At 60.6% G+C, this 25,517-nt stretch carries 21 protein-coding genes; 19 read left to right on the forward strand and 2 right to left on the reverse strand.

The features are described from left to right. Positions 1-295 precede the first annotated feature (295 nt). The 18 genes from ASF29_RS19995 (at position 296) to ASF29_RS20085 (ending at position 21,707) form a co-directional block, all read left to right on the forward strand. Positions 296-928, forward strand: coding sequence for a TIGR02217 family protein (locus ASF29_RS19995; RefSeq protein WP_062452436.1), 633 nt, complete (start codon positions 296-298; stop codon positions 926-928). Further along, positions 925-1,809, forward strand: a complete 885-nt coding sequence (locus ASF29_RS20000; protein ID WP_062452437.1) for a DUF2163 domain-containing protein — start codon at positions 925-927, stop codon at positions 1,807-1,809. The genes ASF29_RS19995 and ASF29_RS20000 overlap by 4 nt, the downstream gene beginning before the upstream one ends. Next, entirely contained in the window at positions 1,806-2,240 is a 435-nt protein-coding gene (locus ASF29_RS20005) for an NlpC/P60 family protein (RefSeq protein WP_062452438.1), read from the forward strand. Before ASF29_RS20000 ends, ASF29_RS20005 begins: the two co-directional genes overlap by 4 nt. 3 nt (positions 2,241-2,243) lie before the next feature. Further along, a complete protein-coding gene (locus ASF29_RS20010) occupies positions 2,244-6,041 on the forward strand; it encodes a glycoside hydrolase/phage tail family protein (RefSeq protein ID WP_062452439.1) in 3,798 nt (1,265 codons plus the stop codon). A gap of 34 nt (positions 6,042-6,075) precedes the next feature. Next, positions 6,076-6,282: a hypothetical protein gene (locus ASF29_RS20015; RefSeq protein WP_062452440.1), complete on the forward strand. Its 207-nt coding sequence runs from the start codon at positions 6,076-6,078 to the stop codon at positions 6,280-6,282. 329 nt (positions 6,283-6,611) lie between these two features. Next, complete coding sequence (locus tag ASF29_RS20020) at positions 6,612-6,881, forward strand: hypothetical protein (RefSeq protein WP_062452441.1); 270 nt, start codon at positions 6,612-6,614, stop codon at positions 6,879-6,881. A gap of 97 nt (positions 6,882-6,978) precedes the next feature. Beyond that, positions 6,979-7,650 carry a response regulator transcription factor gene (locus tag ASF29_RS20025; RefSeq protein WP_045231270.1) on the forward strand — a complete coding sequence of 224 codons (672 nt, stop codon included), beginning with the start codon at positions 6,979-6,981 and terminating at the stop codon, positions 7,648-7,650. Continuing rightward, on the forward strand, positions 7,640-9,040 hold the full coding sequence (locus tag ASF29_RS20030) for a HAMP domain-containing sensor histidine kinase (RefSeq protein WP_062452442.1): 1,401 nt from the start codon (positions 7,640-7,642) through the stop codon (positions 9,038-9,040). The genes ASF29_RS20025 and ASF29_RS20030 overlap by 11 nt, the downstream gene beginning before the upstream one ends. 124 nt (positions 9,041-9,164) lie before the next feature. Then, on the forward strand, positions 9,165-9,578 hold the full coding sequence (locus tag ASF29_RS20035; protein WP_062452625.1) for a hypothetical protein: 414 nt from the start codon (positions 9,165-9,167) through the stop codon (positions 9,576-9,578). A gap of 173 nt (positions 9,579-9,751) precedes the next feature. Then, complete coding sequence (ccmI, locus tag ASF29_RS20040; protein WP_062452443.1) at positions 9,752-10,897, forward strand: c-type cytochrome biogenesis protein CcmI; 1,146 nt, start codon at positions 9,752-9,754, stop codon at positions 10,895-10,897. Further along, positions 10,894-11,379, forward strand: a complete 486-nt coding sequence (gene ccmE / locus ASF29_RS20045) for a cytochrome c maturation protein CcmE (protein WP_062452444.1) — start codon at positions 10,894-10,896, stop codon at positions 11,377-11,379. The genes ccmI and ccmE overlap by 4 nt, the downstream gene beginning before the upstream one ends. After that, a complete protein-coding gene (locus ASF29_RS20050) occupies positions 11,376-13,370 on the forward strand; it encodes a heme lyase CcmF/NrfE family subunit (protein ID WP_062452445.1) in 1,995 nt (664 codons plus the stop codon). The genes ccmE and ASF29_RS20050 overlap by 4 nt, the downstream gene beginning before the upstream one ends. Positions 13,371-13,495: 125 nt before the next feature. Beyond that, positions 13,496-13,957 (forward strand): cytochrome c-type biogenesis protein, encoded by a 462-nt coding sequence (locus ASF29_RS20055; RefSeq protein ID WP_062452446.1) that lies wholly within the window; start codon positions 13,496-13,498, stop codon positions 13,955-13,957. A gap of 446 nt (positions 13,958-14,403) precedes the next feature. Next, positions 14,404-15,969: a Do family serine endopeptidase gene (locus ASF29_RS20065; protein WP_062452448.1), complete on the forward strand. Its 1,566-nt coding sequence runs from the start codon at positions 14,404-14,406 to the stop codon at positions 15,967-15,969. Between the two features lie 83 nt (positions 15,970-16,052). After that, entirely contained in the window at positions 16,053-16,811 is a 759-nt protein-coding gene (locus tag ASF29_RS20070) for a response regulator transcription factor (protein ID WP_082453638.1), read from the forward strand. 9 nt (positions 16,812-16,820) lie between these two features. Continuing rightward, positions 16,821-18,230, forward strand: coding sequence for a HAMP domain-containing sensor histidine kinase (locus tag ASF29_RS20075; protein WP_062452449.1), 1,410 nt, complete (start codon positions 16,821-16,823; stop codon positions 18,228-18,230). A 69-nt stretch (positions 18,231-18,299) separates the two neighbouring features. Further along, on the forward strand, positions 18,300-21,269 hold the full coding sequence (locus ASF29_RS20080; RefSeq protein ID WP_156462760.1) for a bifunctional [glutamine synthetase] adenylyltransferase/[glutamine synthetase]-adenylyl-L-tyrosine phosphorylase: 2,970 nt from the start codon (positions 18,300-18,302) through the stop codon (positions 21,267-21,269). A 39-nt stretch (positions 21,270-21,308) separates the two neighbouring features. Next, positions 21,309-21,707 (forward strand): VOC family protein, encoded by a 399-nt coding sequence (locus ASF29_RS20085; protein WP_062452451.1) that lies wholly within the window; start codon positions 21,309-21,311, stop codon positions 21,705-21,707. Here the strand turns inward: ASF29_RS20085 and ASF29_RS24530 are convergent, their stop codons facing one another. After that, positions 21,708-21,848: a hypothetical protein gene (locus ASF29_RS24530; protein WP_156462761.1), complete on the reverse strand. Its 141-nt coding sequence runs from the start codon at positions 21,846-21,848 to the stop codon at positions 21,708-21,710. It abuts the gene before it with no gap. Between the two features lie 2 nt (positions 21,849-21,850). Here ASF29_RS24530 and ASF29_RS20090 point away from each other — a divergent pair, with 2 nt between their 5' ends. After that, entirely contained in the window at positions 21,851-22,969 is a 1,119-nt protein-coding gene (locus ASF29_RS20090) for a metallophosphoesterase (protein ID WP_062452452.1), read from the forward strand. Between the two features lie 57 nt (positions 22,970-23,026). Here the strand turns inward: ASF29_RS20090 and ASF29_RS20095 are convergent, their stop codons facing one another. Then, positions 23,027-25,354 carry a PAS domain-containing sensor histidine kinase gene (locus ASF29_RS20095; protein ID WP_062452453.1) on the reverse strand — a complete coding sequence of 776 codons (2,328 nt, stop codon included), beginning with the start codon at positions 25,352-25,354 and terminating at the stop codon, positions 23,027-23,029. Between the last annotated feature and the right edge of the window lie 163 nt (positions 25,355-25,517).

A 25,517-nucleotide genomic window follows, 5' to 3' on the forward strand; every position in this document is an offset into this window, starting at 1 on the left:
AGCGGGCTTTGCTCGCGCAAGCGGCCCAGCGGGCTTTGCTCGCGCAAGCGGCCCTGGCGACTGTTCGGGTTCGATGGAACGGCGGATGTACGACCGGGCTCTGCCACGGGCTTGGTGTCCCAAAGGGGCTTAGGTCTCACATCCGCCACCGCAACCGGCATTAAAACGCCAAATGACGGTGAGGGGAAGTTACAAAGGGGGGGGGGGAGCCACGCCCGCTGCCGCTTGATGGCGGAAGAACGCAAGCGGGATGCTATCCGCAAAAATTTCACTTAAATTCAGGAAAATCAAAATCATGGCAGCATTTCATGAGGTGTGCTTTCCATTGCGGTTGGCGTTGGGGACCAGTGGGGGGCCGGTGCGGCGGACGGATATTGTCAATTTGTCCAATGGGCGGGAAAACCGGAACCAGCGGTGGCGCAATTCCCGGCGGGCCTATGATGCCGGGTCGGGGGTGCGTTCTGTGAGCGACCTTTATGCGGTGCTGGAGTTTTTCGAGGCGCGGGGCGGACAGCTCTATGGGTTTCGGTTTCGCGATCCGTTGGATTTCAAGTCCTGCCCGCCGCTGGCGGTGCCGAGCGCGATGGATCAGCGGATCGGGACCGGGGATGGGGTGACGGCGGCGTTTTCGTTGCAAAAGACCTATGCCGATGCCGGTGGCGGGTGGACGCGGGCCATTGCCAAGCCGATGGAGGGATCGGTGGTGATTTCGGTGAATGGCGTCGCGACCACGACTTTCAGCACTGATCATGCGACCGGAATTGTGACGTTTGCGGCGGGGCATGTTCCTGCTGCTGGTGCGGCTATACGGGCGGGTTTCGAGTTCGACGTGCCTGTGCGGTTCGATATTGATCGCATCGATGTCAGCCTGAGCGCTTTTGAGGCCGGGCGTATTCCGTCCATTCCGCTGGTGGAGATTTTGCCATGAAGACCTTGCCCACGGCTCTGGCCGCGCATCTGGATGGTGAGGCGACGACGACGTGTCATTGCTGGAAGGTGAGCCTTCGTGATGGTGCGGTGCTTGGTTTTACTGAGCATGACGAGGCGCTGAGTTTTGGCGGCGTGACCTATCTGGCCGCGAGCGGTTTTCAGGCGGGTGAAAACGACAGCGAGACGGGACTTGCGGCAAGCAGTGGTGAGGTGGCAGGTGGGTTTTCCAGCGAGGCGGTGAGTGAGGCCGATCTGGCGGCGGGGCGTTATGATGGCGCCAAGGTGGAGCTATACCTCGTGAACTGGCAGGCGCCGGAGCAGCATGTGCTGCTGAAGGTGCGCGAGATTGGCGAGGTGACGCGGGCGGGCGGTGCCTTTACGGCGGAGCTGCGCAGCTTTGCCCACAGACTAAGCCAGCCGCAGGGGCGGGTCTATGGCAGGCGGTGCGATGCGGCGCTGGGTGATGCCAGATGCGGGGCTGATATTGCGGCGTTTCGGGCCGATGGCACGGTGGTCTCCGTGGATGGCAGCGGGCGGATGGTGGTGTCCGGGCTCGCGGCGTTTGCCGAAGGGTTTTTCAGGCAGGGTAAACTGATGTTTTCAAGCGGCGCAAATATAGGCCGCAGTTTCGATCTGGATGACCATGCGCTGCGTGACGGGGTGGCGAGTTTGAGTTTCTGGCTGCCGCTGGAGGTGGTGCCGCAAGCGGGTGATGCGTTCACCGTGACGGCGGGGTGTGACAAGAGCTTTGTCACCTGCAAAACGAAATTTGCCAACCATCTGAATTTCAGGGGCTTTCCACATATGCCGGGGGCGGATTTTGCCTATTCTTATGTGACGAGCCGCACGCAACATGATGGCGGAGCGCTGTTTTCATGAGCGGGATTGGCGACAGGGTTTTAGCGGTTGCCGAGGGCTGGATCGGCACGCCTTACCGGCATCAGGCCGGCATGAAGGGCGTGGGCTGCGATTGTCTGGGCCTTGTGCGCGGCATCTGGCGCGAGCTTTACGGGGAGGAGCCCGAACTGCCGCCGCCCTATGCGCGCGACTGGGCCGAACGCGGCGGCGAGGACCGGCTGATGGCGGCAGCGGAGCGGCATTTCACGCCGCTTGCGAGCATGGCGGATGCGCTGCCGGGTGACATGCTGCTGTTTCGCTGGCGTCCGGAATTTGCGGCCAAGCATGTGGGCATTCTGGCAAGACCCGATCACTTCATTCATGCCTATGAGGCCGCGTCCGTGCTGCGCTCGGCGCTGGTGCCGTCGTGGCGCAGGCGGGTTGCTGGCGTTTTTCGATTTCCGGAGAAGTGACTGATGGCAACCCTTGTTCTACAGGCGGCTGGCGCTGCAATCGGCAGCATTTTCGGGCCTGTTGGTGCGATCATCGGCAGGGCGGCGGGGGCGTTGGCGGGGAGTGCGGTCGATAGCGCTCTTTTTTCCTCTTCGAAAACGGTGAGCGGTGCGCGGCTTTCTACGGCGCGCATTCCGGGGGCTGAAGAGGGGGCGGCGATTGCGCGGGCTTATGGCACGGTGCGGATCGGCGGTACGCTGATCTGGGCCACGCGCTTTGAAGAGAGCGTGACGCGGGAGCGGCAGGGCGGCAAGAGTTCCAGTAGCAGCAGCACGACCGTCGACACGTTTCAATATTTCGCCAATCTGGCCGTGGGCCTGTGTGAAGGCGAGGTGGCCATGGTGCGGCGGGTGTGGGCCGATGGGCAGGAATTGGATCTGACCGGCATCGAAATGCGGTTCTACCCCGGTAGCGAAACGCAGCTTCCCGACCCGCTGATCGAGGCGAGGCAAGGGGCGGGCAATGCGCCTGCCTATCGCGGGCTGTCCTATGTCGTGTTCGAGCGCTTGCCGCTGGATGGTTTCGGCAATCGTATCCCACTGCTGCAGTTCGAGGTGGTGAGGCCCATCGGCAAGCTGGAGGGGCAGATCCGGGCGGTGACGGTGATACCGGGGGCGACCGAGCATGGTTATGCGACGGTTGCTGTGTCCGAGCGGGCCGGGGCGGGCGAGAGCCGGGTGATGAACCGGCATACGCTAGCGGCTGCGACCGATTGGCAGGCTTCCATCGATGAATTGCAGGCGCTGTGCCCCAATCTGGAGAGTGTGGCGCTGGTGGTGACGTGGTTCGGCACGGATATGCGCGCGGGGGAATGCCGCATTCTGCCCGGCGTGGAAGTGGCCTATCGCGACCGTGAAAGCGCCTATTGGTCTGTCGCGGGCATGGGGCGCGGGCAGGCGCGGCTGGTGAGTCAGCGCGATGGTGGCCCGGCTTATGGCGGGACGCCCAGTGATGCGAGCGTGCTGCAGGCCATTGCCGATTTGAAGGCGCGGGGCTTGAAGGTGTGCCTTTATCCCTTCGTGATGATGGACATACCGGCGGGCAATGCTCTGCCTGACCCTCATGGCAAAAGCGAACAGGATGCCTATGGCTGGCGTGGCAATATTACCTGCCATCCGGCAGCGGGGCAGGCGGGCAGTGTGGACCGCATGGGCGCGGCGCGGACGCAGGTCGCGAGTTTTTGCAATCGCGCCGATGGGTACCGCCGCATGGTACTGCATTATGCGGCGCTGGCAAAGCAGGCGGGCGGGGTGGACGCGTTTCTGATCGGTTCCGAGTTGCGCGGGCTGACGCGGGTGCGGGGAGAGGGCAACAGCTTTCCCTTCGTGGAAGAGCTGGTGCGGTTGGCGGGAGATGTGCGCGCCGTCGTGGGTGCGTTGACGAAGCTGACTTACGCTGCCGACTGGAGCGAATATTTTGGCTATCATCCGGCGGATGGTTCGGGCGACGTGTTCTTCAATCTCGATGCGCTGTGGGCGAGCCAGCATATCGATGCTGTGGGCATCGACAATTATATGCCGCTATCCGACTGGCGCGATGAGGATGTGCTTGAGGGTAACCCGGATGGTTTCGATGGAGCCGACGATGCGGCGGGGTTTGGCCGCAGCATCGAGGGCGGCGAGGGATTTGATTGGTATTATGCCAGTGAGGCGGACCGGGCGAGCCGCAAGCGCAGCGCCATTTCCGACGGGTTGAAGGGCAAGCACTGGGTCTATCGTAACAAGGATTTGCGCGGTTGGTGGCTGAACCGGCATTATGACCGGGTGGGTGGTGTGGAACGTGTGACGCCGAGCGCCTGGGTGCCGGGCATGAAGCCGATCTGGTTTACTGAACTGGGCTGCCCGGCCATCGACAAGGGCGCAAACCGACCCAACACCTTTATCGACCCGAAATCGTCAGAAAGCGCTTATCCGCATTTTTCCAGCCGCATGCGCTGCGACAGCCAGCAGCGGCGGTTTCTGGAGGCGCATCACGACCACTGGTCAGGTGGTTCTGCGCTGGCTGGCATGGTCGATCCAGCAAGGGTTTTCGTCTGGACGTGGGATGCGCGGCCTTACCCGGCCTTTCCGCAGGATTCGGCGACATGGAGTGACGGGGCCAATTGGCGCACCGGCCATTGGCTGAATGGCAGGCTGGGGGCGGCGACGCTGGCCGATCTGATTGCGGCGGTTCTGACGGAGCATGGTTTTGCGGATTTCGATGTGTCTGCCGTAACAGGCGATGTGGCGGGTTATGCGCAGGGCGATGTGACGGCGGCGCGCAGCCTGCTGGAACCATTGTTGGAAGCGTTTCAGGTGGATGTGATTGAGGACGCGGCAGCGTTGCGCTTCATCTCACGCGGAAAGGCGGCGACGAAGACGAAAGTGGTGTCGGCTTTTGCCGATATCGAGGACTCGGCACTTTGGTCTGAGGCGCGCGGGCATGAGAGCGATTTTGCAGCGGAAGCGGTGCTGACGGCGTATAATCCGGCGCTGGATTATGAGCAGGCCAGCGTGCGCTCACGCCGTATCGATAACGCCGGCAACCGGGTGCTTCGGTATGATCTGGGCGCTGTGCTGGCGCAGGAGACCGCGCAGAATGCGGTGGAGGCGCTGTTGCGCGACAACCGTCTGGCGCGGCGCACTGTGCGCTTTTCGATTGCGCCGAACGAGATCGCGCTCGACCCCGGCGACTGCGTGGAACTGGAAGGTGGGCCGAGCGGGCGGTTTCTGGTGAGCCGGATCGAGGATGGCGATGTCAGGCGCATCGAGGCGCGGGAATTTGCGCCATCGGCCATTGCCCTTTCCGGCGAGGCGGAGACGCCGCGTACGGGCGGTGGCAGTGCTGCCAGCGGGTTCGACCCTGACATCGTGCTGATGGATTTGCCGCGTTATGAGGCGGGCGATGCGCAGGGTTTTGCCCGGATAGCGGCTTTTGCCAAGCCGTGGCGGCGCATGGCGCTATCCGCTTCTGCCGGAACCGAGGGGTACGAGGCGCGGGCCCTGTTGGACCAGCCTGCGAAGATTGGTGCGCTTGCGAGCGCCGTGCCGAGGGGATTTGCCGGAAGGTTCAATGCTGGTGGGGCAATCGAGCTCACGTTGCCTTACGGCGATCTGGCCTCTGCTTCCGACCTTGCGGTGCTGAATGGGGCGAACCGCATCGCTATTCGCGGCGAGGGCGGGGCTTGGGAGGTTGCGGCTTTCGCCAAGGCTGAAGAGGTGGCGGTAAACCGCTGGCGGCTGACACGGCTGCTGCGCGGGCTTGCTGGCACCGAGGATGCGATGGCGGCGGGTTCCATTGCCGGTGCCGAGGTGGTGGTGCTGGATGCGGGCGTGGTGCCGATGGGGCTGCGCGGCGGCGAACGTGGGCTGCAACTGAACTGGATTATCGAGGCGGCCGGCGGGCAGATTTCTAGCGTTGGTCCCTTCGCCTTTGCCGGTGGACTGCGGGCGGAGACGCCGCTGGCACCGGTGCATCTGTGCGGGATGCGAAGCGCGGAAGGCGTGCGCCTGACATGGGTGCGGCGCGGGCGCGTAGAAGCCGATGGCTGGGACGCCGCCGATATTCCGCTGGATGAGGTGGCAGAGCGCTACCGGGTCGAAATCCTATCCGACGATGTGGTGCGGCGAACAATCGAGGTGAGCGAAGCGGCCTGCCTTTATGCCGCGAGCGACGAGCTGGCGGATTTCGGTGCGATGCAGACGACGCTTGCGATTCGGGTGCGCCAGCTTGGCCGGGCGGTGCCGCTGGGCATCGCGGCGAGCGCCGTTTTGCGTGTTTAAACTTCACAATAACGTCAACGAGAAAGGACAAGATATGGACGACATGAAGGCTTGGTATCAATCCAAAACCGTCTGGGGCGCGCTGATTGCAGTGCTGGCGCCGCTGCTGCATGTGGTGGGGCTGAACCTGCCGGCGGGGTTTGAAGGTGAGCTTGCCGAGGGGCTGGTGACAGTGGCCGGTGGTGTGGGCGGGCTGGTTGCGCTGTATGGGCGATTGGCGGCGACGAGTGTTATTCGGTAGGGGGATTTTGGGTTGTGGGCAGTGGGTGTGGCTTACCCCCCTCTGCCTTGCCAGGCATCTCCCCCTCAAGGGGGGAGATCGACTCGCGGGTAGGGGTCGACCATCTCTGATGCTGCGGATTGAGTTGGGAGCGAGCGGCTTTCCGATCTCCCCACGTGAGGGGGAGATGCCCGGCAGGGCAGAGGGGGGTGAGCCACACCCGCTACCCTTCAACTTACCCTCAATTCCACCACACCCCACATTCATTTGCCATTCAGAAGGTTTACGCTACATATTCGGGCAAGAGTTCGTTTCGACGTGCATCCAATTTGTCTGTGGAAGTTTTTGCAATGGCATCACCTCTCATCATCGCGACGCTTGCAGCCGGTCTGGCCGGTTTCCCTGCGCCGCAGGCTGATGGGCAGGTGGGGAATGGTGGCGCGCACGTCATGCAGGTGGCCAGCGATTGCTCATCGGCGGTGTCGCGTGTGGTGCGGGAAACCGGCGGACAGCTCCTGTCGGTCTATCCTTCCAATGACGGCCAGAACTGCGTCGTGACCGTGCTGGTGCAGGGCAATGGCGAGCGTCCGCGCAAGGTGACGATGCGCGTGCCGATGTAGGTAAAGCCCCATCGAAATCTCCTTTAATCTGTTATAGATATGATTTGCATGGCCGTTGCGCTGCAGAAGCGACGGATGGAATGAAAAGGGACTGATGATGCGCATTCTCGTGGTCGAGGACGATACCAACCTCAATCGACAGCTGACCGACGCGCTGAAAGAAGCGGGTTATGTCGTCGATCAGGCCTTTGACGGCGAAGAAGGGCATTATCTGGGCGATACCGAACCCTATGACGCGATCGTGCTCGATATCGGTCTGCCGCAGATGGACGGGATTACCGTTGTCGAGAAATGGCGTGCCAGCGGCAAGTCCATGCCGGTCCTCATTCTGACCGCGCGCGACCGCTGGAGCGACAAGGTGGCGGGTATCGATGCCGGTGCCGACGACTATGTGACCAAGCCATTCCATGTGGAAGAAGTGCTGGCGCGCGTGCGCGCCCTCATTCGCCGCGCGGCAGGCCATGCGTCGTCCGAAATCGTCTGCGGCCCGGTGCGTCTGGATACCAAGTCCTCCAAGGCAACCGTCAATGGTGTGACGCTGAAGCTGACCTCGCATGAGTTTCGCCTGCTGTCCTACCTGATGCATCATATGGGCGAGGTCGTTTCGCGCACCGAACTGGTCGAGCATATGTACGATCAGGATTTTGACCGCGATTCCAATACGATCGAGGTGTTCGTTGGCCGTCTGCGCAAGAAGCTGGGCGTCGATCTGATCGAGACCATCCGTGGCCTCGGCTACCGGATGCAAGCACCCGCAGATGCGAAGTAATTCACTCACCGCCCGCGTTCTGCTGCTGGCATCGGCCTGGTCCGTTCTGGCACTGGTGGTAATCGCGGTGGTGATTTCCACGCTCTACCGACAGGGCGTGGAGCGCAGCTTTACCGATCTGCTGCGCGCACAGCTTTATAACGTCATCAATTCCATTACCGTTTCCAACGAAAACACGCTGGCGGGAAGCCCGCAGCTGGGGGATCTCAGGTTTTCGCAGCCCGATACCGGCTGGTACTGGGTGGTGGAGCCGCTGGGCAATTTCCAGACCGCACCGCTTGTCTCATCGTCTCTGGGCGTTTCGACGCTGCCGGTGCCGGGCATTCTGGATGTGCCTTTCGACAATCGCTACGAGCGTTATTACGTTGTGACGGACGAGGCCGGGAACCGCGTGCAGGTGGCCGAAACCGAAGTTGTGCTGGACGGCGAGGGCCGGGCAGCGCGGTTTCGTGTGACCGGCAATCTCAATGTCGTGGAAGACGATGTGCGCGATTTTTCCAACAGTCTTTATCTGGCGCTGGCCGTGTTCGGCGTCGGCAGTCTTGTCGTGAACGGTCTTGCCATTCTCTACAGTCTGCGACCGCTGGACAAGGCGCGTGTGGCGCTGGGCAAGATACGTGGTGGCGATGCCGAGCGGCTGGAAGGGGAATTCCCAAGAGAAATCCAGCCCTTGGCGACCGAAATCAATGCATTGATCGAGAGCAACCGGCGACTAGTGGAGCGGGCGCGCATGCAGGTTGGCAATCTGGCGCATTCGCTGAAAACCCCGATTGCCGTTCTTCTGAACGAGGCCCGCACGCTGGACAGCCACCACGGCGATCTGGTGCGGGGGCAGGTGGATGCCATGCAGGCGCAGGTGCAATCCTATCTTTCCCGCGCCCGCATTGCCGCCCAGCGCGGCTCCATTCTGGCACGTGCGGAGGCAGAACCGGCGCTGGAACGGCTGGTGCGGGTGATGCGCCGCCTGAACCCGGACAAGACATTCGAGCTGGACATGCAGCAGCCGACTATCGTGCTGGCCATGGAACAGCAGGATCTGGAAGAGGCCGTCGGTAATCTTCTGGAAAATGCTTCGCGTTTTGCCGAAACCAAGGTGGTGATCACGGTGACGTCTGGCACGCATCCGTCTTCCGACCCCGATGTGATGCGCAGGTCCTGGGTGACGCTTCTGGTGGAAGACGACGGGCCGGGGCTGGAGCCGGATCAGATCACCGAAGCGATGAAGCGAGGCAGGCGTCTGGACGAGAGCCGTCCGGGCACCGGGCTTGGTCTTTCCATCGTCAGCGAGGTGGTTTCTGAATACCACGGCACCTTTGCGATGTCGCGCAGCCCGCTGGGCGGTCTGAAAGCGGAATTGCTTCTACCCGGACTTTCGAAAGAGCTTGCATGACGGCCAAAAACTGGCATGACATTCCCTTGAGGAATGACCGCGCCAGGATGGCGCGTTGAGAAGGAGTGTATTCTTGGTTGACGTGATTGGCAAAGCCGGATTTGCCGGACTGAACTCCCATTTTATGCGCCCTGCGGTTTTCTCGCTGATCTGCCTTTCGGTTCTCAGTTCCTGCACGACATCCAACACCCGCAGTGCCGGTGGCGGACTTCTGAGCCGTGGTGGCGCATCTGCCACACCTTATATTTCGGCACTTCAGGGCGGCATTGTGGGCAGAAGTGGCCTGCAGATGGACCGCAGCGACTTCAACAAGGCGCTGGAAGCGGAATATCAGGCGCTGGAAACCGCACCCGGCGGGCAGGCCGTGACCTGGGGCAGCGGCGATACGCGCGGCCAGGTCGTTGCCAATGCGCCCTATCAGGTCGGCAACCAAAATTGCCGCCAATATACCCATGATTTGACGGTTGACGGCAAGCAGGCGAAGGTGCGCGGTGCGGCCTGTCGCAATTCAGACGGCACATGGACGCCGCTGACCTGATCTCGATTTGACGCATGTCAAGGCAAGCGCAAGGCTTGTCGTTCAGAACTGGACCGGGTGGTCATCTACCGCAGGAGCGCATGGGTGCGACGTCTGCGGCATAGGGCCTCAAATTCACGTCATTCCGCAACGGCTTATTCCAAAGCGGTGCGCATTCGAGTAATTGAAACGGCATGTTCTGGATTATCATCGCCCTGTTGACGGCGGCAGTTGCCCTCGTTCTGACCTATCCGCTGATGCGCAGCAAAGGCGTGTCCGACACGCGCCGTGAGGGCGAGGTCGCGGTGTATCGCGACCAGCTGGCGGAATTGCAGCGGGAGCGCCAAAGCGGACTGATCGGCGAGACGGAAGCGGAATATGCGCGCGCCGAAATCGGGCGGCGGCTTCTGGCGGCGGCATCTGGCAAGGCGCAGGAGAGTTTCCAAGCTGCGCCGCGCAGCCACAGTAGGCTGGCCAGCATCGTTACCGTGCTTTTGCCGCTGACGGGGCTCTGTCTTTACTTGTATATGGGCAGTCCCGGCATGCCGGACATGCCGCTGGCGGCGCGGCTGGAAAAGCCCGGCAATGACATGAACCTGCTGATTGCCAAAGCCGAGCGGCATCTGGCGCAGAACCCGGATGACGGTGCCGGATGGGACGTTCTGGCCCCGATCTATTTCAAGACCATGCGTCTGGGCGACGCCGAGATGGCTTATCGCAATGCCATTCGTCTTCAGGGCGAGAACGCGCCGCGCCTGACGGGGCTTGCCGAAACGTTGATTGCGGCCAATGACGGTGTCGTCGTTGACGATGCGCGTTCTGCCCTCGAAGATGCGGAAAAGATGAGCCCCGGCAACCCGCGTGCCCGCTTTTATCTGGCGCTTTCACTGGAGCAGGCGGGCAAGACGGATGAGGCACGCGACGCCTTTGCCGCGCTGCTGAAGGATTCGCCCGAGGGCGCGCCTTGGATACCGCTGGTGCAGGCGCATCTGCAAAACACCGGCGGTGCCGCCGATATTGCTGCTGCCCCGAAGGCGCAGGCGCCGGGTGGACCGAGCGCCGAAGACGTGGCTGCGGCCAGCAACATGTCGAGCGAAGACCGGCAGGCGATGGTGGCAGGCATGGTGGAAAGTCTGGACGCGCGGCTGAAGGAAAACCCTGACAATTTCGAGGGCTGGATGCGGCTGGTGCGATCCTACGCCATGTTGAAGAATGACGAAAAGGCGAGGCAGGCTTTGGCCGATGGGTTGAAAGCCTTTCCGCCAGCCGGTGAGCAGGGCAAGCAGTTGCTGGCGCTGGCGCAGCAGCTGGGTGTGAATGCGAAAGGGATGACACAATGACCCGCAAGCAGAAAAGACTGGCGATTATCGGCGGCGGTGTCAGCTTCATCATGATCGCGGCGTTTCTGGTGATGTTCGCCTTCGGCCAGTCCATTGCCTATTTCTACATGCCCGGTGATCTGGAAAAGACCAGCGTGGCACCCGGAACGCGTATCCGCCTTGGCGGGCTGGTTGCCGAAGGTTCGGTCAAGCGCGGCGAGGGCCGCACGGTGAGCTTTGCGGTGACGGATGGCGGGGCGAGTGTGCCGGTGAGCTATACCGGCATTCTGCCGGACCTGTTTCGCGAGGGGCAGGGAGTGGTGACCGAAGGCACCTTCGATGCCGCAACCCACGCCTTTGTGGCCGACAGCGTTCTGGCCAAGCATGACGAAAATTACATGCCGAAGGAAGTTGCCGACCGCCTGAAAGACAAGGGCCTTTGGCAGCAGGCGCCAGATGGCACGGCCCAAACGGGTGCGGTGAAGACCGGAGCGACGCAATGATTACCGAAATCGGCCATTATGCTCTGGTTCTGGCGCTTGGTGTGGCGCTGGTCGTCTCCGTGCTGCCCGCGTTCGGGGCGCGCCGGAATGACAAGGCACTGATGGACATTGCGCCCATCGGCTCGGTTCTGCTGTTTCTTTTGGTGGGCATTGCCTTTGCATCGCTGACGCATGCCTATGCGGTCTCGGATTTCTCGCTGAAGAATGTCTACGAGAATTCCCATTCTCTGATGCCGATGCTCTACAAGCTGACCGGCGTATGGGGCAACCACGAGGGATCGATGCTGCTGTGGCTGCTGATCCTGGTGCTGTTCAGTGCGATGGTTGCCGTCTATGGACGCAATCTCCCCGATACGCTTCGCGCCAATGTGTTGGCTGTACAGGCCTGGGTGACGACGGCGTTTCTGCTTTTCATTCTACTGACCTCCAATCCCTTTGCGCGGCTTTCGCCGGTGCCAGCGGAAGGGCAGGACTTGAACCCGATCCTTCAGGACTTCGGTCTCGCGATCCACCCGCCGCTGCTCTATCTCGGCTATGTCGGCTTCTCCGTCTGTTTCTCCTTTGCCGTCGCGGCGTTGATGGAAGGGCGCATCGATGCCGCGTGGGCGCGATGGGTAAGGCCCTGGACGCTGGCGGCATGGACCTTTCTGACGGCGGGTATTTCGATGGGCTCTTACTGGGCCTATTACGAACTCGGCTGGGGCGGTTGGTGGTTCTGGGACCCGGTGGAAAATGCCTCGTTCATGCCATGGCTGGCCGGAACCGCGCTTTTGCATTCGGCACTTGTGATGGAAAAGCGCGAGGCGCTGAAAATCTGGACCGTGCTGCTGGCGATCATGACCTTTTCGCTCTCGCTACTCGGCACCTTCCTCGTGCGTTCCGGCGTGTTGACCTCGGTCCACGCCTTTGCGACCGACCCGAGCCGTGGTATCTTCATCCTGTGCATTCTGATGATCTTCATTGGCGGTGCGTTTTCTCTGTTTGCCTGGCGTGCGCCGATGCTGAAGGCCGGGGGGTTGTTTGCGCCGATTTCGCGCGAGGGTGCGCTGGTTCTCAACAACCTCATCCTGACTGTTTCCACAGCGACCGTGCTGATTGGCACGCTCTATCCGCTGGTGCTGGAAACGCTGACCGGCGAGAAGATTTCCGTCGGTGCGCCCTTCTTCAACCTGACCTTCGGGCTGTTGATGATCCCCATTCTGATCGTGACGCCTTTCGGGCCGATGATGGCGTGGAAACGCGGCGATCTGCTGGGTGCGTTCCAGCGGCTGTATGTGGCGGCAGCGCTGGCTGGGTTAGCGGGTCTGGCGCTGTGGTATGTCGAGAATGGCGGGCCGGTGCTTGCTGCGCTGGGCATTGTTGCCGGTTTCTGGCTGATCTTCGGGGCGCTGGCCGATCTGTGGTACCGCGCCAATTTCGGCAAGCTGGCCTTTGGTATTGCCTTGCGGAGACTGAAAGGTCTGCCGCGCTCCACCTTCGGGACGGCGCTGGCGCATATGGGCCTCGGCGTCACCGTGCTGGGCATCGTCATCGTGACGACCTTCGAGACGGAAACCGTGGTCGAAATGAAGCAGGGAATGACCGTGGATGCGGGCGGCTACAGCCTGACCTTCGATGGCATTCGCCACCATGTGGGCCCGAACTATACCGAGGATCGCGGCCATTTTACTGCGCGCAAAGGCGGGGCCGAGGTGGCCGACGTGTGGTCATCGAAGCGGCTCTATACGGCTCGGCGCATGCCGACGACGGAAGCGGGCATCATGACCTTTGGGCTTTCGCAGCTTTACGTGTCGCTGGGTGACCCGATGGACGATGGCGGCATGGTGGTTCGCATCTGGTGGAAGCCGTTCATTCTGTGCATCTGGGGCGGTACGGTATTCATGATGATTGGCGGGCTGGTCTCGCTCTCCGACCGCCGTTTGCGCGTGGGTGCGCCGACGCGAAAGGCGAAGGCGGTGAAGGTTGGACCCGTGCCGGAGCCTGCGGAATGATGAGGCCCGATCTTCCCTCATTCCTGTGCCTGTCACAGGAATCTAGTTCGTCCAAGTCTTTGGGCGAGAAAGAGTCGTTCACTGCGCAGACGCGCCGTGGCTGGATTCCTGTGACTAGCACAGGAATGAGGAAGGTTTTTTATACGTTTGCCGTTCTCTTCACCCTCCTGTTCACATCAATCCCGGCCTTCGCCTTCAACCCCGACGAGGTCCTCTCCGACCCGGCGCTGGAAGCCCGCGCGCGGGCGTTGACCGTGCAGCTGCGGTGCATGGTGTGCCAGAACCAGTCGATCGATGACAGCAATGCGGAGCTGGCGCGGGATTTGCGGGTGCTGGTGCGCGAGCGGTTGACGCAGGGCGATAGCGACGAGGCGGTGATCAATTATGTCGTGTCCCGCTACGGCGAATTCGTGTTGCTGAAGCCGCGCTTTAGTGCGCGGACCATTGCGCTGTGGGGCGCGCCGGTGGTGCTGATTTTGATTGGGGCGACAGCGATTTTTGTATTTGCTCGGCGGCGCGTGGCGGTGTCTGAGGGGCAGAAGCTGACGGTGGATGAAGAGGCGCGGATTCGGGATTTGTTGGGGTAGGGGGAGATGGGGGCTGTGCTGTCGTAGCGCGCAATCGTTACGTCGGCGTCTGTGGCTCACCCCCCTCTGTCCTGCCGGACATCTCCCCCACAAGGAGGGAGATTAGCTAGACGCAGGCTCCTCCTTCCTTCCGCAGCATTCAAGGTGGCCGAAACCTAACCACGAGTCGATCTCCCCACCTGTGGGGGAGATGTCCGGCAGGACAGAGGGGGGTGCGCCACAGGCACTGCCTCCAATTTGTTGGGCTAGGCTAAAATAATGAAACAAAAAATATTTCAGTAACTTAGTTACCTGTCTCAACCCTCTCTCCCGCAATTCCCCCAACATTACGGATTTTTCACGCGCCAGACACTTCGCTGTAAGGTGAAGCCTCCTATATCTTCATCATCCACCGCTTCCCCGGTCACGCCGGGCTCCAGTCTGAATGAAGAAAGAAGGTAAGTTCCATGTCTAATTCGCAAAACGGACGTCCCTCGTTGAAGACCATCCTCAAGTCTTCCGCTGTTGGAGGCCTCGCAGCGCTGATGCTGACGACCGGTGTGGCAGGGCCAATCATGCATTCTTTTGCAGCGCCGGTTGAAGTGACCGCGCCGCAGGTGCCGAGCTTCGCCAATGTGGTCGATGCGGTTTCGCCAGCGGTTGTGTCGGTGCGCGTACAGTCGAATGTGCAGCCTGCTTCCGACGACAACAGCAATTTCTCGTTTAACTTTGGCGGTCGCGGTCTCGACCAACTGCCTGATGACCACCCGCTGAAACGTTTCTTCAAGGAATTCGGCGGCCCGGGTGCCGGTGAAGGCGACAAGCGCGCTGACCGTGGCCCGAAGGCCCATCGTGATGGCAAAGGCCCGCTGCGCCCTGTGGCGCAGGGTTCCGGCTTCTTCATCTCTGAGGACGGATATCTGGTCACCAACAATCACGTCGTCGATGATGGTTCGGCTTACACCGTCGTCATGAATGACGGCACTGAATATGACGCCAAGCTGGTTGGCCGCGATGCGCGGACCGATCTGGCCGTGCTGAAAGTGGATGTGAACCGCAAGTTCACTTACGTCCAGTTTGCCGACGACAGCAAAATTCGCATTGGTGACTGGGTCGTCGCGGTCGGTAACCCATTTGGTCTTGGCGGCACTGTAACGTCTGGTATCATTTCGGCACGCGGTCGTGACATCGGCTCTGGTCCGTATGACGATTACCTCCAGATCGACGCTGCCGTGAACCGTGGTAACTCTGGTGGTCCTGCCTTCAACCTCAATGGTGAAGTGGTTGGCATCAACACCGCCATCTTCTCTCCATCCGGCGGCAGCGTGGGTATTGCCTTCGCCATCCCAGCATCCGTTGCCAAGGACGTGGTTCAGGACCTGATCAAGGACGGTAAGGTCGAGCGTGGCTGGCTGGGCGTGCAAATCCAGCCTGTGAGCAAGGATATTGCCGAGTCGCTCGGTCTTTCCGAAGCTAAGGGTGCGCTTGTGGTTGCGCCGCAGGCCGGTTCGCCCGGTGACAAGGCCGGTATCAAGCAGGGTGACATCATCACTGCGCTGAATGGCGATACGATCAAGGACGCTCGCGATCTTTCGCGCCGTATCGGTGCACTTGCGCCGAACACCAAGGTTGAGCTTTCGCTGTGGCGCGGTGGCAAGTCCCAGCCTGTGACCGTAACTTTGGGCGACCTTGCAAGTGACGACGCATCCAAGGCAACGGCGAGCCAGAACGACAGCAAGAGCGCTCAGCCTTCCAGCGACAAGGTACTGTCGAGCCTCGGCTTGACGGTTGCCCCTTCGGATGACGGTGCAGGCCTTGCGATCACCGATGTCGATCCTGACTCCGATGCCGCAGCCCGCGGCCTGAAGACCGGTGAAAAGATCACCACTGTCAACAACCAGCAGGTTGCTTCTGCCGGTGACGTCGAAAAAATCCTCGAACAGGCCAAGAAGGACGGTCGTTCCAAGGCTCTGTTCCAGATCCAGACGGAAGATGGCAGCCGCTTCATCGCGCTGGATATCGACCAGGGTTGATCATTCAGTGGGGCGGGAGAGGGATTGCCTCTTCCGCCCCGCTTTGCCGCTATCAAACACCGCAACGTGGTCGGAGAAACCCCATGGAAAACAAGGCACAGGAATCGTTTCCCGCATCTGTTTCCGGTTGTGCGGTTGATACAGACAACGCTATTGTCCCGCACATGAAGATTCTTGTTATCGAAGATGATCTGGAAGCTGCGGCCTATATGACCAAGGCGTTCCGGGAAGCGGGCATTGTGGCCGATCACGCCAGCGATGGCGAGAGCGGCTTGTTCATGGGTGTTGAAAATGCCTATGACGTCATGGTCATCGACCGCATGCTGCCACGCCGGGACGGGCTATCCGTCATCAGCGAGCTTCGCCGCCGTGGTATCGAAACGCCGGTGCTGATCCTGTCTGCTCTGGGGCAGGTGGATGATCGCGTGACGGGTCTGCGCGCTGGTGGCGATGATTATCTGCCGAAGCCCTATGCGTTCAGCGAGCTTCTCGCTCGTATAGAGGTGCTTGGCCGCCGCAAGGGCAAGCCTGAGCAGGATATGATCTATCGCGTTGGTGATCTGGAGCTGGACCGGCTGTCCCATGACGTCAAACGTAATGGCAAGGAGATACTCCTTCAGCCGCGCGAGTTTCGTCTGCTGGAATATTTGATGAAGAATGCCGGCCAGGTGGTGACGCGCACCATGCTGCTGGAAAATGTCTGGGACTATCATTTCGATCCGCAGACCAACGTCATCGACGTGCATGTGTCGCGCCTTCGCTCGAAGATCGAGAAGGATTTCGACAAGCCGCTGCTGAAGACCATTCGTGGCGCGGGCTATATGATGAAGGACGAGGGGTAACGCCGCCTCATGATCCGTCTTCGTCTTCTGTTCAGCTCGACGGCGGTGCGCCTTTCGGCGTTGTATATCCTCCTTTTCGCGCTCTGTGCTGCCTTCCTTGTTTTCTACGTGACTGCTCTCTCCGAAGGTCTGCTGAACCAGCAGACGCGCGATGCGGTGCAGCAGGAAGTGAACGACGTTCAGCGCGTCTATAATCGCGGCGGCATCAACCCGCTTTTGCGGATGATGGAGCGCCGTGCCCGCCAGCCGGGTGCGAGCCTTTATGTGATTGCCGGGCCGAATGGGGAAATTCTGGCGGGCAATGTTGCTTCCGTGCAGCCCGGTGTTTTCGACAGTGAAGGCTGGACCGAGTTTCCCTTCGGCTATGAGCGCTATTCCGAAAGCGGCGATAGCGTGAAGCACCTGGCCACAGCCAATATCTTCCGCCTCGACAATGGCTTGCGCATTCTGGTCGGTCGCGATCTGGGCGAGCCGACGAAATTCCGCCTGCTGGTGCGCAATGCGCTGATGGTGGCGCTGGCCATCATGGGCAGCGGCGCGGTTCTCATCTGGTTCGCCATTGGCCGCAATGCCTTGAAACGCATCGACCGCATGTCGGATGCGACCAAGAAGATCATGGCGGGCGATCTTTCTCAGCGTTTGCCGCAGGGCCGCTCCGGTGATGAGTTCGACCGTCTTTCGGGTTCGCTCAACGCCATGCTGGGGCGTATCGAGAAGCTGAACGAGGGGCTGCGGCAGGTTTCCGACAATATCGCCCATGATCTCAAGACGCCGCTGACGCGCCTGCGCAACAAGGCGACCGAGGCGTTGGAAGACCGGGATGATGCCAAGCGCCGTGCGGCACTGGAAGGCATTATTGCTGAATCCGACCAACTGATCCGCACCTTCAACGCGCTGCTGATGATTTCTCGCGTGGAGGCAGGTTCCATCGCAGCCGAGATGAGCGAAGTGGATGTGTCGGCGATTGCCGAGGATAGTGCCGAGCTTTATGAGCCTGTGGCCGACGAGGAAGGCTTGACGCTGACTGCGGATATTGCGCCGGGGCTGATCGTGCAGGGCAACCGCGAACTGATCGGTCAGGCGCTGACGAACCTAATCGACAACGCCATCAAATATGCCGGTGGGCATGGGGGCAAGAAAGCGCTGGCCGTGCGGCTGGCGCGGCAGGACAACACCATCGTTCTGTCCGTTGCCGATAATGGCCCCGGTGTACCAGAAGCCAAACGCGACGAGGTGATCAAGCGTTTCGTGCGGCTGGATGAAAGCCGCTCCAAGCCCGGCACGGGGCTTGGCCTCTCGCTTGTCGAGGCGGTGATGGAGCTGCATGGCGGTTCGCTGCGGCTTTCCGATACCGATCCTGACAATGCCGAGGCACCCGGCCTGACTGTTTCGATGGTTTTTCCTGTTTCCACACCGTAAGCTAAGATGTTAGCCCTCATTCCTGTGACAAGCACAGGAATGAGGGGAGTATGGGTAGGGAGAGAGACAGTGCAAAAAGCCGCAACCGTCGAAAGACGGCTGGACGATGTGCAGCCGGGGGTGATCCGCCCCTATACGCAGACGGAGCTTAAATCCGTTCTTTCCACCCTGAAGGATATCGGCAAAAGCGAGCCGGATGTTGCAGCGCTTCTGGCAAGCGACAGGCCGCTCAAGGATTTTATCGCGCAGGCGCTATCGTTGTCTCCATACTTGCGGGATGCGGCGGTGGCGGATGAGGGGTTGCTGACGCTGGCGATTTCAGGGCCGCTGGATGCGACGCTGGCGCGGCTGGTCGAAGACGCCCGCAATTGCTGGCGGCCGGATGGCGAGGGCGTTGTGCCAAGCGAGGCCGAGGTGATGACGCGGCTGCGTGTTGCCAAAAGAAGGCTCTCCTTCATTTCCGCTTTGGCCGATCTGGCACGGATTTTCGTGGCGCGGGACACCACGCATTGGCTGAGCGATATGGCCGATGCGAGCCTTGCAGCTGCCATCGACCATCTGCTTCTGGCCAACCACCACAGCGGCAAGCTGACGCTGAAGAATGCCGATGCGCCGAGTGAAAGTTCCGGCCTGATCGTGCTCGGCATGGGCAAGCTGGGTGCGCAGGAGCTGAATTATTCCTCCGATATCGATGCCGTCGTCTTCTTCGAACCGTCCTCCGGCATCGTGCCGGACCCGCTGGACACGTTGGAAATCTTCGGGCGCATGATGCGCCGGCTGATCCGTATCATGCAAGAGCGCACAGCCGATGGTTATGTGTTCCGCACCGACCTACGGCTGCGCCCTGACCCCGGCTCGACGCCGCTTGCCATACCCGTCGAGGCGGCGCTGACCTATTACGAGGGCAGGGGCCAAAACTGGGAGCGGGCGGCCTATATCAAGGCAAGACCGGTTGCGGGCGATATCAAAGCGGGCGAAAGCTTCCTGCGCGAACTGACGCCCTTTGTGTTTCGCAAATATCTGGATTATGCGGCGATTGCCGATATCCACTCTATCAAGCGGCAAATCCATGCGCATAAGGGCCATGGCGCGATTGCGGTGAAGGGGCACAACGTCAAACTCGGTCGCGGCGGCATTCGCGAGATCGAATTCTTTGCGCAGACGCAGCAGCTGATTGCCGGTGGGCGGATGGCACCGCTGCGGGTGCGCTCCACGCAGGAGGCGCTGGCGGCGCTGACGGAGGCGAAGTGGATCGATGCCAGCACCCGTGACAAGCTGACCGACGCTTACTGGTTTCTGCGCGAGGTGGAACACCGCATTCAGATGGTGCGCGACGAGCAGACGCATATTCTGCCCGATACAGAAACGGAGCTGAAGCGCATCGCCTTCATGCTGGGCTTTGCCGATACCAAGGCGTTTTCCGAAAAGCTGGAAGAGGTGCTGCGGCTGGTGGAGCGCAAATATTCGGCGCTGTTCGAGCAGGAAACCAAGCTGTCAGGTGAAAGCGGCAATCTGGTCTTTACCGGTCAAAAGGATGACCCTGATACGCTAAAGACGCTGGCACGGCTGGGTTTCGAGCGGCCCGAATCCATGTCCGGCGTTATCCGCACCTGGCACAATGGTCGCTACCGTGCCACGCAATCCGTCGAGGCGCGGGAGAGGCTCACGGAACTGACGCCGGATTTGCTCAAGGCTTTCGGTGAAAGCAAGCGGGCGGATGAGGCGTTGTTGCGCTTCGACAATTTCCTCTCCGGCCTGCCTGCCGGTATTCAGCTGTTTTCGCTGCTGGGCAACAATCCGGCGCTGCTGTCTCTGCTCGTGACGATCATGTCCTCTGCGCCGCGACTAGCGGAAATTATCGCAGCGCGCCCGCATGTGTTTGATGGCATGCTGGACCCGGCGCTGATGACGGAAATTCCGACGCGGGAGTATCTCAGCCAGCGCATGCGGGGTTTTCTGGCACCGGCCCGGCACTATGAAGACATTCTCGACCGCCTGCGTATCTTCGCCGCCGAACAACGGTTTCTGATCGGCGTGCGGCTGCTTACGGGTGCGATCCGGGGCGAGGTCGCGGCGCGTGCCTTTACCTACCTCGCTGATCTGGTGATCGAAGCCGCGGTCAATGCTGTCATGGCTGAGATGGAGACGGCGCATGGCACCTACCCGGGTGGACGTGTTGCCGTGGTCGGCATGGGTAAGCTGGGCTCGTTCGAGCTGACGGCGGGCTCCGATGTCGATCTGATTTTGCTATACGATTACGACGATGCGGCCGCCGAATCCGATGGGGCGAAGCCGCTGGATGCTGTCAGATATTTCACCCGCATCACGCAGAGGCTGATTTCGGCACTGTCAGCGCCGACAGCCGAAGGTGTGCTGTACGAGGTGGACATGCGGCTGCGCCCCTCCGGCAACAAGGGTCCGGTGGCGACGCGTATTTCCACTTTCGAGAAGTACCAGCGCGAAGAGGCATGGACTTGGGAGCATCTGGCGCTTTCGCGCGCGCGGTTGATCTGCGGCGATGCTACGCTGATCAAGGATGCAGAGCGGATCATTGCGTCCGTTCTCGCCCAGAAGCGGGATGTGGCGAATATTGCGGCTGATGTGGCCGAGATGCGCAAGCTGATCGGCGAGGAAAAGCCGCCCGCCAATATCTGGGATTTCAAGCTGATCCCCGGCGGTCTGGTCGATCTGGAATTCATCGCGCAATATCTGACGCTGGTCGCGCCTGCAAAGGGTCTGCCGCCGCATGTGGCAGGGGAAAGCACGGCAGATGTTTGGAAGCGTGTTGCGGCAGGCGCGATGGAGCCGCAGACCTATGACGATTGCATGGCCGCGCTCAATCTCTTCACTGAGCTTTCCCAGATCATCCGCCTGTGCATCGACAACGATTTCGAACCGAAGGAAGCGCCCGCCGGTTTGATCGACCTTGTCTGCCGCGCAGGCGATTGCCCTGACATCGGCACGCTGGAGGGTGAAGTGAAGCGTCTGTCGAAAACTGTGCGCAAGGCTTTTTCTGCGGTTGTGGCGGCGAAGGACTAAATTATAGGATGTACCAAACCGCAAGCTGGAGATAGGCGAATGATCGGATATACCATGGTTGGGACGGCGGATCTGGATCGCGCTGTCAGATTTTACGATCCGGTGTTTGCCGAGATGGGGCTGAAGCAGTGCTATAAGGACGATCAGGTCGCATTCTGGGGTGACAAGACGGATGTGAACGCGCCGCGTTTTGCGACCGGCTATCCCTTCGATGGTGGTAAGGCTAATGTCGGCAACGGCACGATGACGGCGTTTCTCATCGACAACGCTGCCAAGATCGATACGTTGCATGGCCTTGCCATGGAGAATGGCGGATCGGATGAAGGCGCGCCGGGTCTGCGTCCGGATTACGGTGAAGGGTTTTATGCGGCCTATGTTCGCGACCCCGATGGCAACAAGATCGCCTTCGTTTGCTACGACATCAACAAGAAGGCCTGATCAGGCGGCCGTGATATGGTCGCTGACCTCTGGACGCGCGATCTGTGCCGGAACAGACATGCCCGGCACGGCGTTGACTGGCGCATCGGTATGATCCGGCGTGCGGCCATGTCCGTAATAAGGTTTTTCATAAAGGCTCATACATGTTCCATTTGATATTCGGATTGCCGTGGCTGGTGGTCGCCGCACGGTTCATTCAGCCGCTTCCATGGATATGGTCTGTAAAAATCGGTCTGGCTATCCTCCTTCTCATCGCGTCGCAATATCACCTATTCAACCGGCTTTCGTCAGGATCCGTCTTTTCACCGGAGTTCCCCCGGTTTCTGGTCATCGCATTCAATGTGTTGATGGGCACCGTTCTTCTGCTGGCTGTTTTTCAAATCGCGCTTGATGTGGTCTCGTTGCTCATCCTGCCTTTCAAGGGCCACTTCCCGGCTGTTCCGGCAGGGCTTCGCTATGGCATGGGGATTCTGGCACTGGGCATCGCGTCCTATGGTGTCAGTCAAGCCATCCGTGTGCCGCCGCTCAAGGATATCGAGGTCACGGTGAAGGGACTTCCGGCGGCTTTCGACGGTTACCAGATGATCCAGCTGACAGACCTTCACATCAGCCGGTTGTTCGACACGCGGTGGGCCGAGCAGGTGGTGGAGAAAACCAATGCGCTGAACGCCGACCTCATCGTCATCACCGGCGATCTCATCGACGGCAACATTCAAGACCGCCGGGCGGACATCGCGCCGCTGGCGGGACTGAAGGCAAGAGATGGCGTCTACACCATTCCGGGCAATCATGAGTATTTCTTCGGCTACGAGGAGTGGATGAAATACTACGAAGGCCTGAACATGAAGACGCTGGCCAACGCCCATGCAATCATCGACAGGGATGGCGAAAAGATCGTTGTGGCCGGTCTGACCGACCTGTCCTCGTCGAGAGCGGGCTTTCCGGTGCCGGACATAAAGGCGGCGCTCAATGGCGCGCCGGAGATGGCACCCGTCATTCTGCTGGATCATCAGCCGAGCGAAGCGGCGCGCAACGCGCAGGCGGGTGCAGCCGTGCAGCTTTCCGGGCATACGCACGGCGGCATGGTTATTGGATTGGAAAAGCTGGTGGCGCGCGCCAATAAGGGCTTCGTGTCCGGCTTCTATCAGGTGGATGGGATGCAGCTTTATGTGAACAACGGCACTGCCTTGTGGCCGGGCTTTGCGATCCGTCTTGGCGTTCCATCGGAACTGACCCGCATCACCTTGCGCCGAGCGCCGTAACCCTTGCGCTTTGGCATTTGACGGACCCGGCAGTCGCAGGTCCGTCAATCTTTTCCATCAGGCCGTTTCCGTATTCGGAATGAACAGTGTCACGACCGTGCCCTTGCCAACGCAGGAGCGGATTTTCATCGTGCCGCCATGCAGCTTCACCAGCGAGCGGGAGATGGCAAGACCGAGGCCCGAGCCCCCCTGGCTCTTGGCATATTGGCTCTGAACCTGTTCGAAGGGTTGGCCGATCTTGCTGATGTTGGCGGAGGGAATGCCGATGCCGGTATCGGCAATGGTTACCATGAGGCCCTTACAGTGAACATGGGTGCGAAGCTCCACGCGACCGCCATCGCCGGTGAATTTCACTGCATTCGACAAGAGATTGAGCATGATCTGCTTCATCGCCCGGCGATCAACGGCCATATGCATGTCATTGCAAACGCGCTTCTGAATGGAGATGTTCTTCTGTGCGGCCTGAATGGCGGTGAGGCGAAGCGTTTCCTCGACCAGCGGCGCGAGGTCAACCTTTTCGCGGTTGATGCGCATGTGACCGGCTTCGATCTTCGACATATCCAGGATGTCGTTGATGACGTTGAGCAGATGCTTGCCGCTGTCATGAATATCACGGGCATATTCGCTGTATTTCGAAGACCCGACCGGGCCAAACATTTCCGCGATCAGGATTTCCGAGAAGCCGAGAATGGCGTTGAGCGGTGTGCGTAGTTCGTGGCTCATATTGGCCAGGAATTCTGACTTTGCCGTGTTGGCAGCCTCGGCGCGCTCCTTTTCAGCCTGATAATTTGCGTTGGCATCGGAAAGCTCGGTCTTCTGACGCTCCAGCTTGTGGCGGGAAGCGGAGAGGTCGCCAATGGTCGCCATCAGGCGCTTTTCGGAATCGCGCAGACGTTCTTCATGGCGCTTGAGGAGGGTAATGTTCGTGCCGACCGACACCAGACCGCCATCACGGGTACGCCGTTCGTTGATCTGCAGCCAGCGGGCATCGGCAAGCTGGACTTCCGTGGTGCGCGACAGGCCGGACTGATCCGGGTCGGCCACGCGGCGTTCCACGACGGGGCGGCAGGCGGCGGCGTTGACGACGGAGCGTTCCGTACCCGCTACCAGCACGCTGTCCGGCAAACCATAGGCCTGCTGGAAGTGAGCATTGCACATGACCAGACGGTCGTTCTTGTCCCACAGCACGAAGGCCTCGGACGTGCTTTCGATGGCATCCGCAAGGCGCTGGTCGGCTTCAGCATAGCGCTGGGCCAGACGGTGCTGCTCCGTCACATCCATGGCAATGCCGATGACGCGTGGACCGTTGGAGGTGCGGATGACCTGAGCGCGGGCGCGCAGCCAGACATAGTGACCATGAGCATGGCGCATGCGGAAAATCTGGTCGATCTGGCGAAGATCGCCGCAGCCGACGGAGCGCGCGAGTTCGTAGAGATTGCCGTCTTCCGAATGCATCATGCGGGCAGCATCGCTGAAGGACAGCGGTTCTGTCTTGGGCGGGAGACCGAGAATTTCATAAAGAGACGTGGACCAGAACATACGGCGGTTCGAAAGATCGAAATCCCAAAGACCGCAGCGTCCGCGAGACAGAGCCGTTTCCACACGCAGATTGGATTCTACGAAAATCTCATCGGCTGTGCGAGCCCGTTTCACCTGCATGTAATAGGCGTAGAGGATGACGAGCAGAATGGCCGAGATGCCCGTGAACAGCGTGACGTTCATGGCCACTTCGTTGCGCCAGAACGAGCGGATCGGTTGCAGCGAGCGCGCTGCAATGATCATGCCACCATCGACGCCAAGAGGCAGCATCGTCGCGTAATGGGGGGTGCCTTCGATGTTGGTTTCGATCGTACCGGGCGCACCGGGGAAACGACGCACAATGGCGATTTCCGGCAGGAGACTGGTGAGCGAGGTACCGAGGTAGAGCGACGCGTCCTTGCCGATGCCGCTGAAAATCCTGCCGTCGTTTCCAGCCACCAAGAGCAGCGTGTCGTCGTCAAGCGTGCCTGCGGGGAAAGCGGTGCGCAGGCGCGCTTCCGCCTCTGGCCGGTCCTGCGTGGCAAAGAGCACGTCCGCACCGCGCAACGATGCCTTGCCGGCAAGAGCCGACAGAGCTGTCGCCTGCCGCGCCGAAGCTTCCATGCGCCCGGATTCGGCAACAATGCCCAGCATACGCGAGGCTGCAACGACAACCAGAAAAGCCAGAATAAGTACCGGAATAAGCCGCTTTAGCAGCACTTCAAGCTGCGGCAGTTGAAGACTGCTTCGGGGTACTGTGGCAAACGCCGTCAGATAACCGGATAGCCTTTCGCCCCATGCAGCTATATCAGCAAATTTGGCATACGAGCGCTCATCGCCCGCAGTCGCCCGCCGCACGTTCGTCATTGTCCCGCCTTGATGTCCCTCGTGTGATTCGAAGCGCCGCCGCTCGAATCTGACACCAGTGAATCAAAGCTGATTCGGCTTGTCCAGAGCTTAAGGTTAAAAGAATTTTAACCCATTGAACCGACTCCGTATTTTTTTGGGACAGGTGAGGCGGCTTCGCAAA

It is taken from the genome of Rhizobium sp. Leaf262 (genome assembly GCF_001422245.1).
Lineage (GTDB): Bacteria > Pseudomonadota > Alphaproteobacteria > Rhizobiales > Rhizobiaceae > Agrobacterium.

Excerpts from the sequence above, each read along its gene's own strand:
- ASF29_RS20005 (WP_062452438.1), top strand. The coding sequence starts at position 1,806 with ATGAGCGGGATTGGCGACAGGGTTTTAGCGGTTGCCGAGGGCTGGATC.
- ASF29_RS20055 (WP_062452446.1), top strand. The coding sequence starts at position 13,496 with ATGAGGAAGGTTTTTTATACGTTTGCCGTTCTCTTCACCCTCCTGTTC.
- ASF29_RS20075 (WP_062452449.1), top strand. The coding sequence starts at position 16,821 with ATGATCCGTCTTCGTCTTCTGTTCAGCTCGACGGCGGTGCGCCTTTCG.
- ASF29_RS20000 (WP_062452437.1), top strand. The coding sequence starts at position 925 with ATGAAGACCTTGCCCACGGCTCTGGCCGCGCATCTGGATGGTGAGGCG.
- ASF29_RS20035 (WP_062452625.1), top strand. The coding sequence starts at position 9,165 with ATGCGCCCTGCGGTTTTCTCGCTGATCTGCCTTTCGGTTCTCAGTTCC.
- ASF29_RS20065 (WP_062452448.1), top strand. The coding sequence starts at position 14,404 with ATGTCTAATTCGCAAAACGGACGTCCCTCGTTGAAGACCATCCTCAAG.
- ASF29_RS20085 (WP_062452451.1), top strand. The coding sequence starts at position 21,309 with ATGATCGGATATACCATGGTTGGGACGGCGGATCTGGATCGCGCTGTC.
- ASF29_RS20095 (WP_062452453.1), bottom strand. The coding sequence starts at position 25,354 with ATGACGAACGTGCGGCGGGCGACTGCGGGCGATGAGCGCTCGTATGCC.
- ASF29_RS20015 (WP_062452440.1), top strand. The coding sequence starts at position 6,076 with ATGGACGACATGAAGGCTTGGTATCAATCCAAAACCGTCTGGGGCGCG.
- ccmI (WP_062452443.1), top strand. The coding sequence starts at position 9,752 with ATGTTCTGGATTATCATCGCCCTGTTGACGGCGGCAGTTGCCCTCGTT.
- ccmE (WP_062452444.1), top strand. The coding sequence starts at position 10,894 with ATGACCCGCAAGCAGAAAAGACTGGCGATTATCGGCGGCGGTGTCAGC.
- ASF29_RS20050 (WP_062452445.1), top strand. The coding sequence starts at position 11,376 with ATGATTACCGAAATCGGCCATTATGCTCTGGTTCTGGCGCTTGGTGTG.
- ASF29_RS20020 (WP_062452441.1), top strand. The coding sequence starts at position 6,612 with ATGGCATCACCTCTCATCATCGCGACGCTTGCAGCCGGTCTGGCCGGT.
- ASF29_RS20030 (WP_062452442.1), top strand. The coding sequence starts at position 7,640 with ATGCGAAGTAATTCACTCACCGCCCGCGTTCTGCTGCTGGCATCGGCC.
- ASF29_RS20090 (WP_062452452.1), top strand. The coding sequence starts at position 21,851 with ATGTTCCATTTGATATTCGGATTGCCGTGGCTGGTGGTCGCCGCACGG.
- ASF29_RS20025 (WP_045231270.1), top strand. The coding sequence starts at position 6,979 with ATGCGCATTCTCGTGGTCGAGGACGATACCAACCTCAATCGACAGCTG.
- ASF29_RS20070 (WP_082453638.1), top strand. The coding sequence starts at position 16,053 with ATGGAAAACAAGGCACAGGAATCGTTTCCCGCATCTGTTTCCGGTTGT.
- ASF29_RS24530 (WP_156462761.1), bottom strand. The coding sequence starts at position 21,848 with ATGAGCCTTTATGAAAAACCTTATTACGGACATGGCCGCACGCCGGAT.
- ASF29_RS20010 (WP_062452439.1), top strand. The coding sequence starts at position 2,244 with ATGGCAACCCTTGTTCTACAGGCGGCTGGCGCTGCAATCGGCAGCATT.
- ASF29_RS19995 (WP_062452436.1), top strand. The coding sequence starts at position 296 with ATGGCAGCATTTCATGAGGTGTGCTTTCCATTGCGGTTGGCGTTGGGG.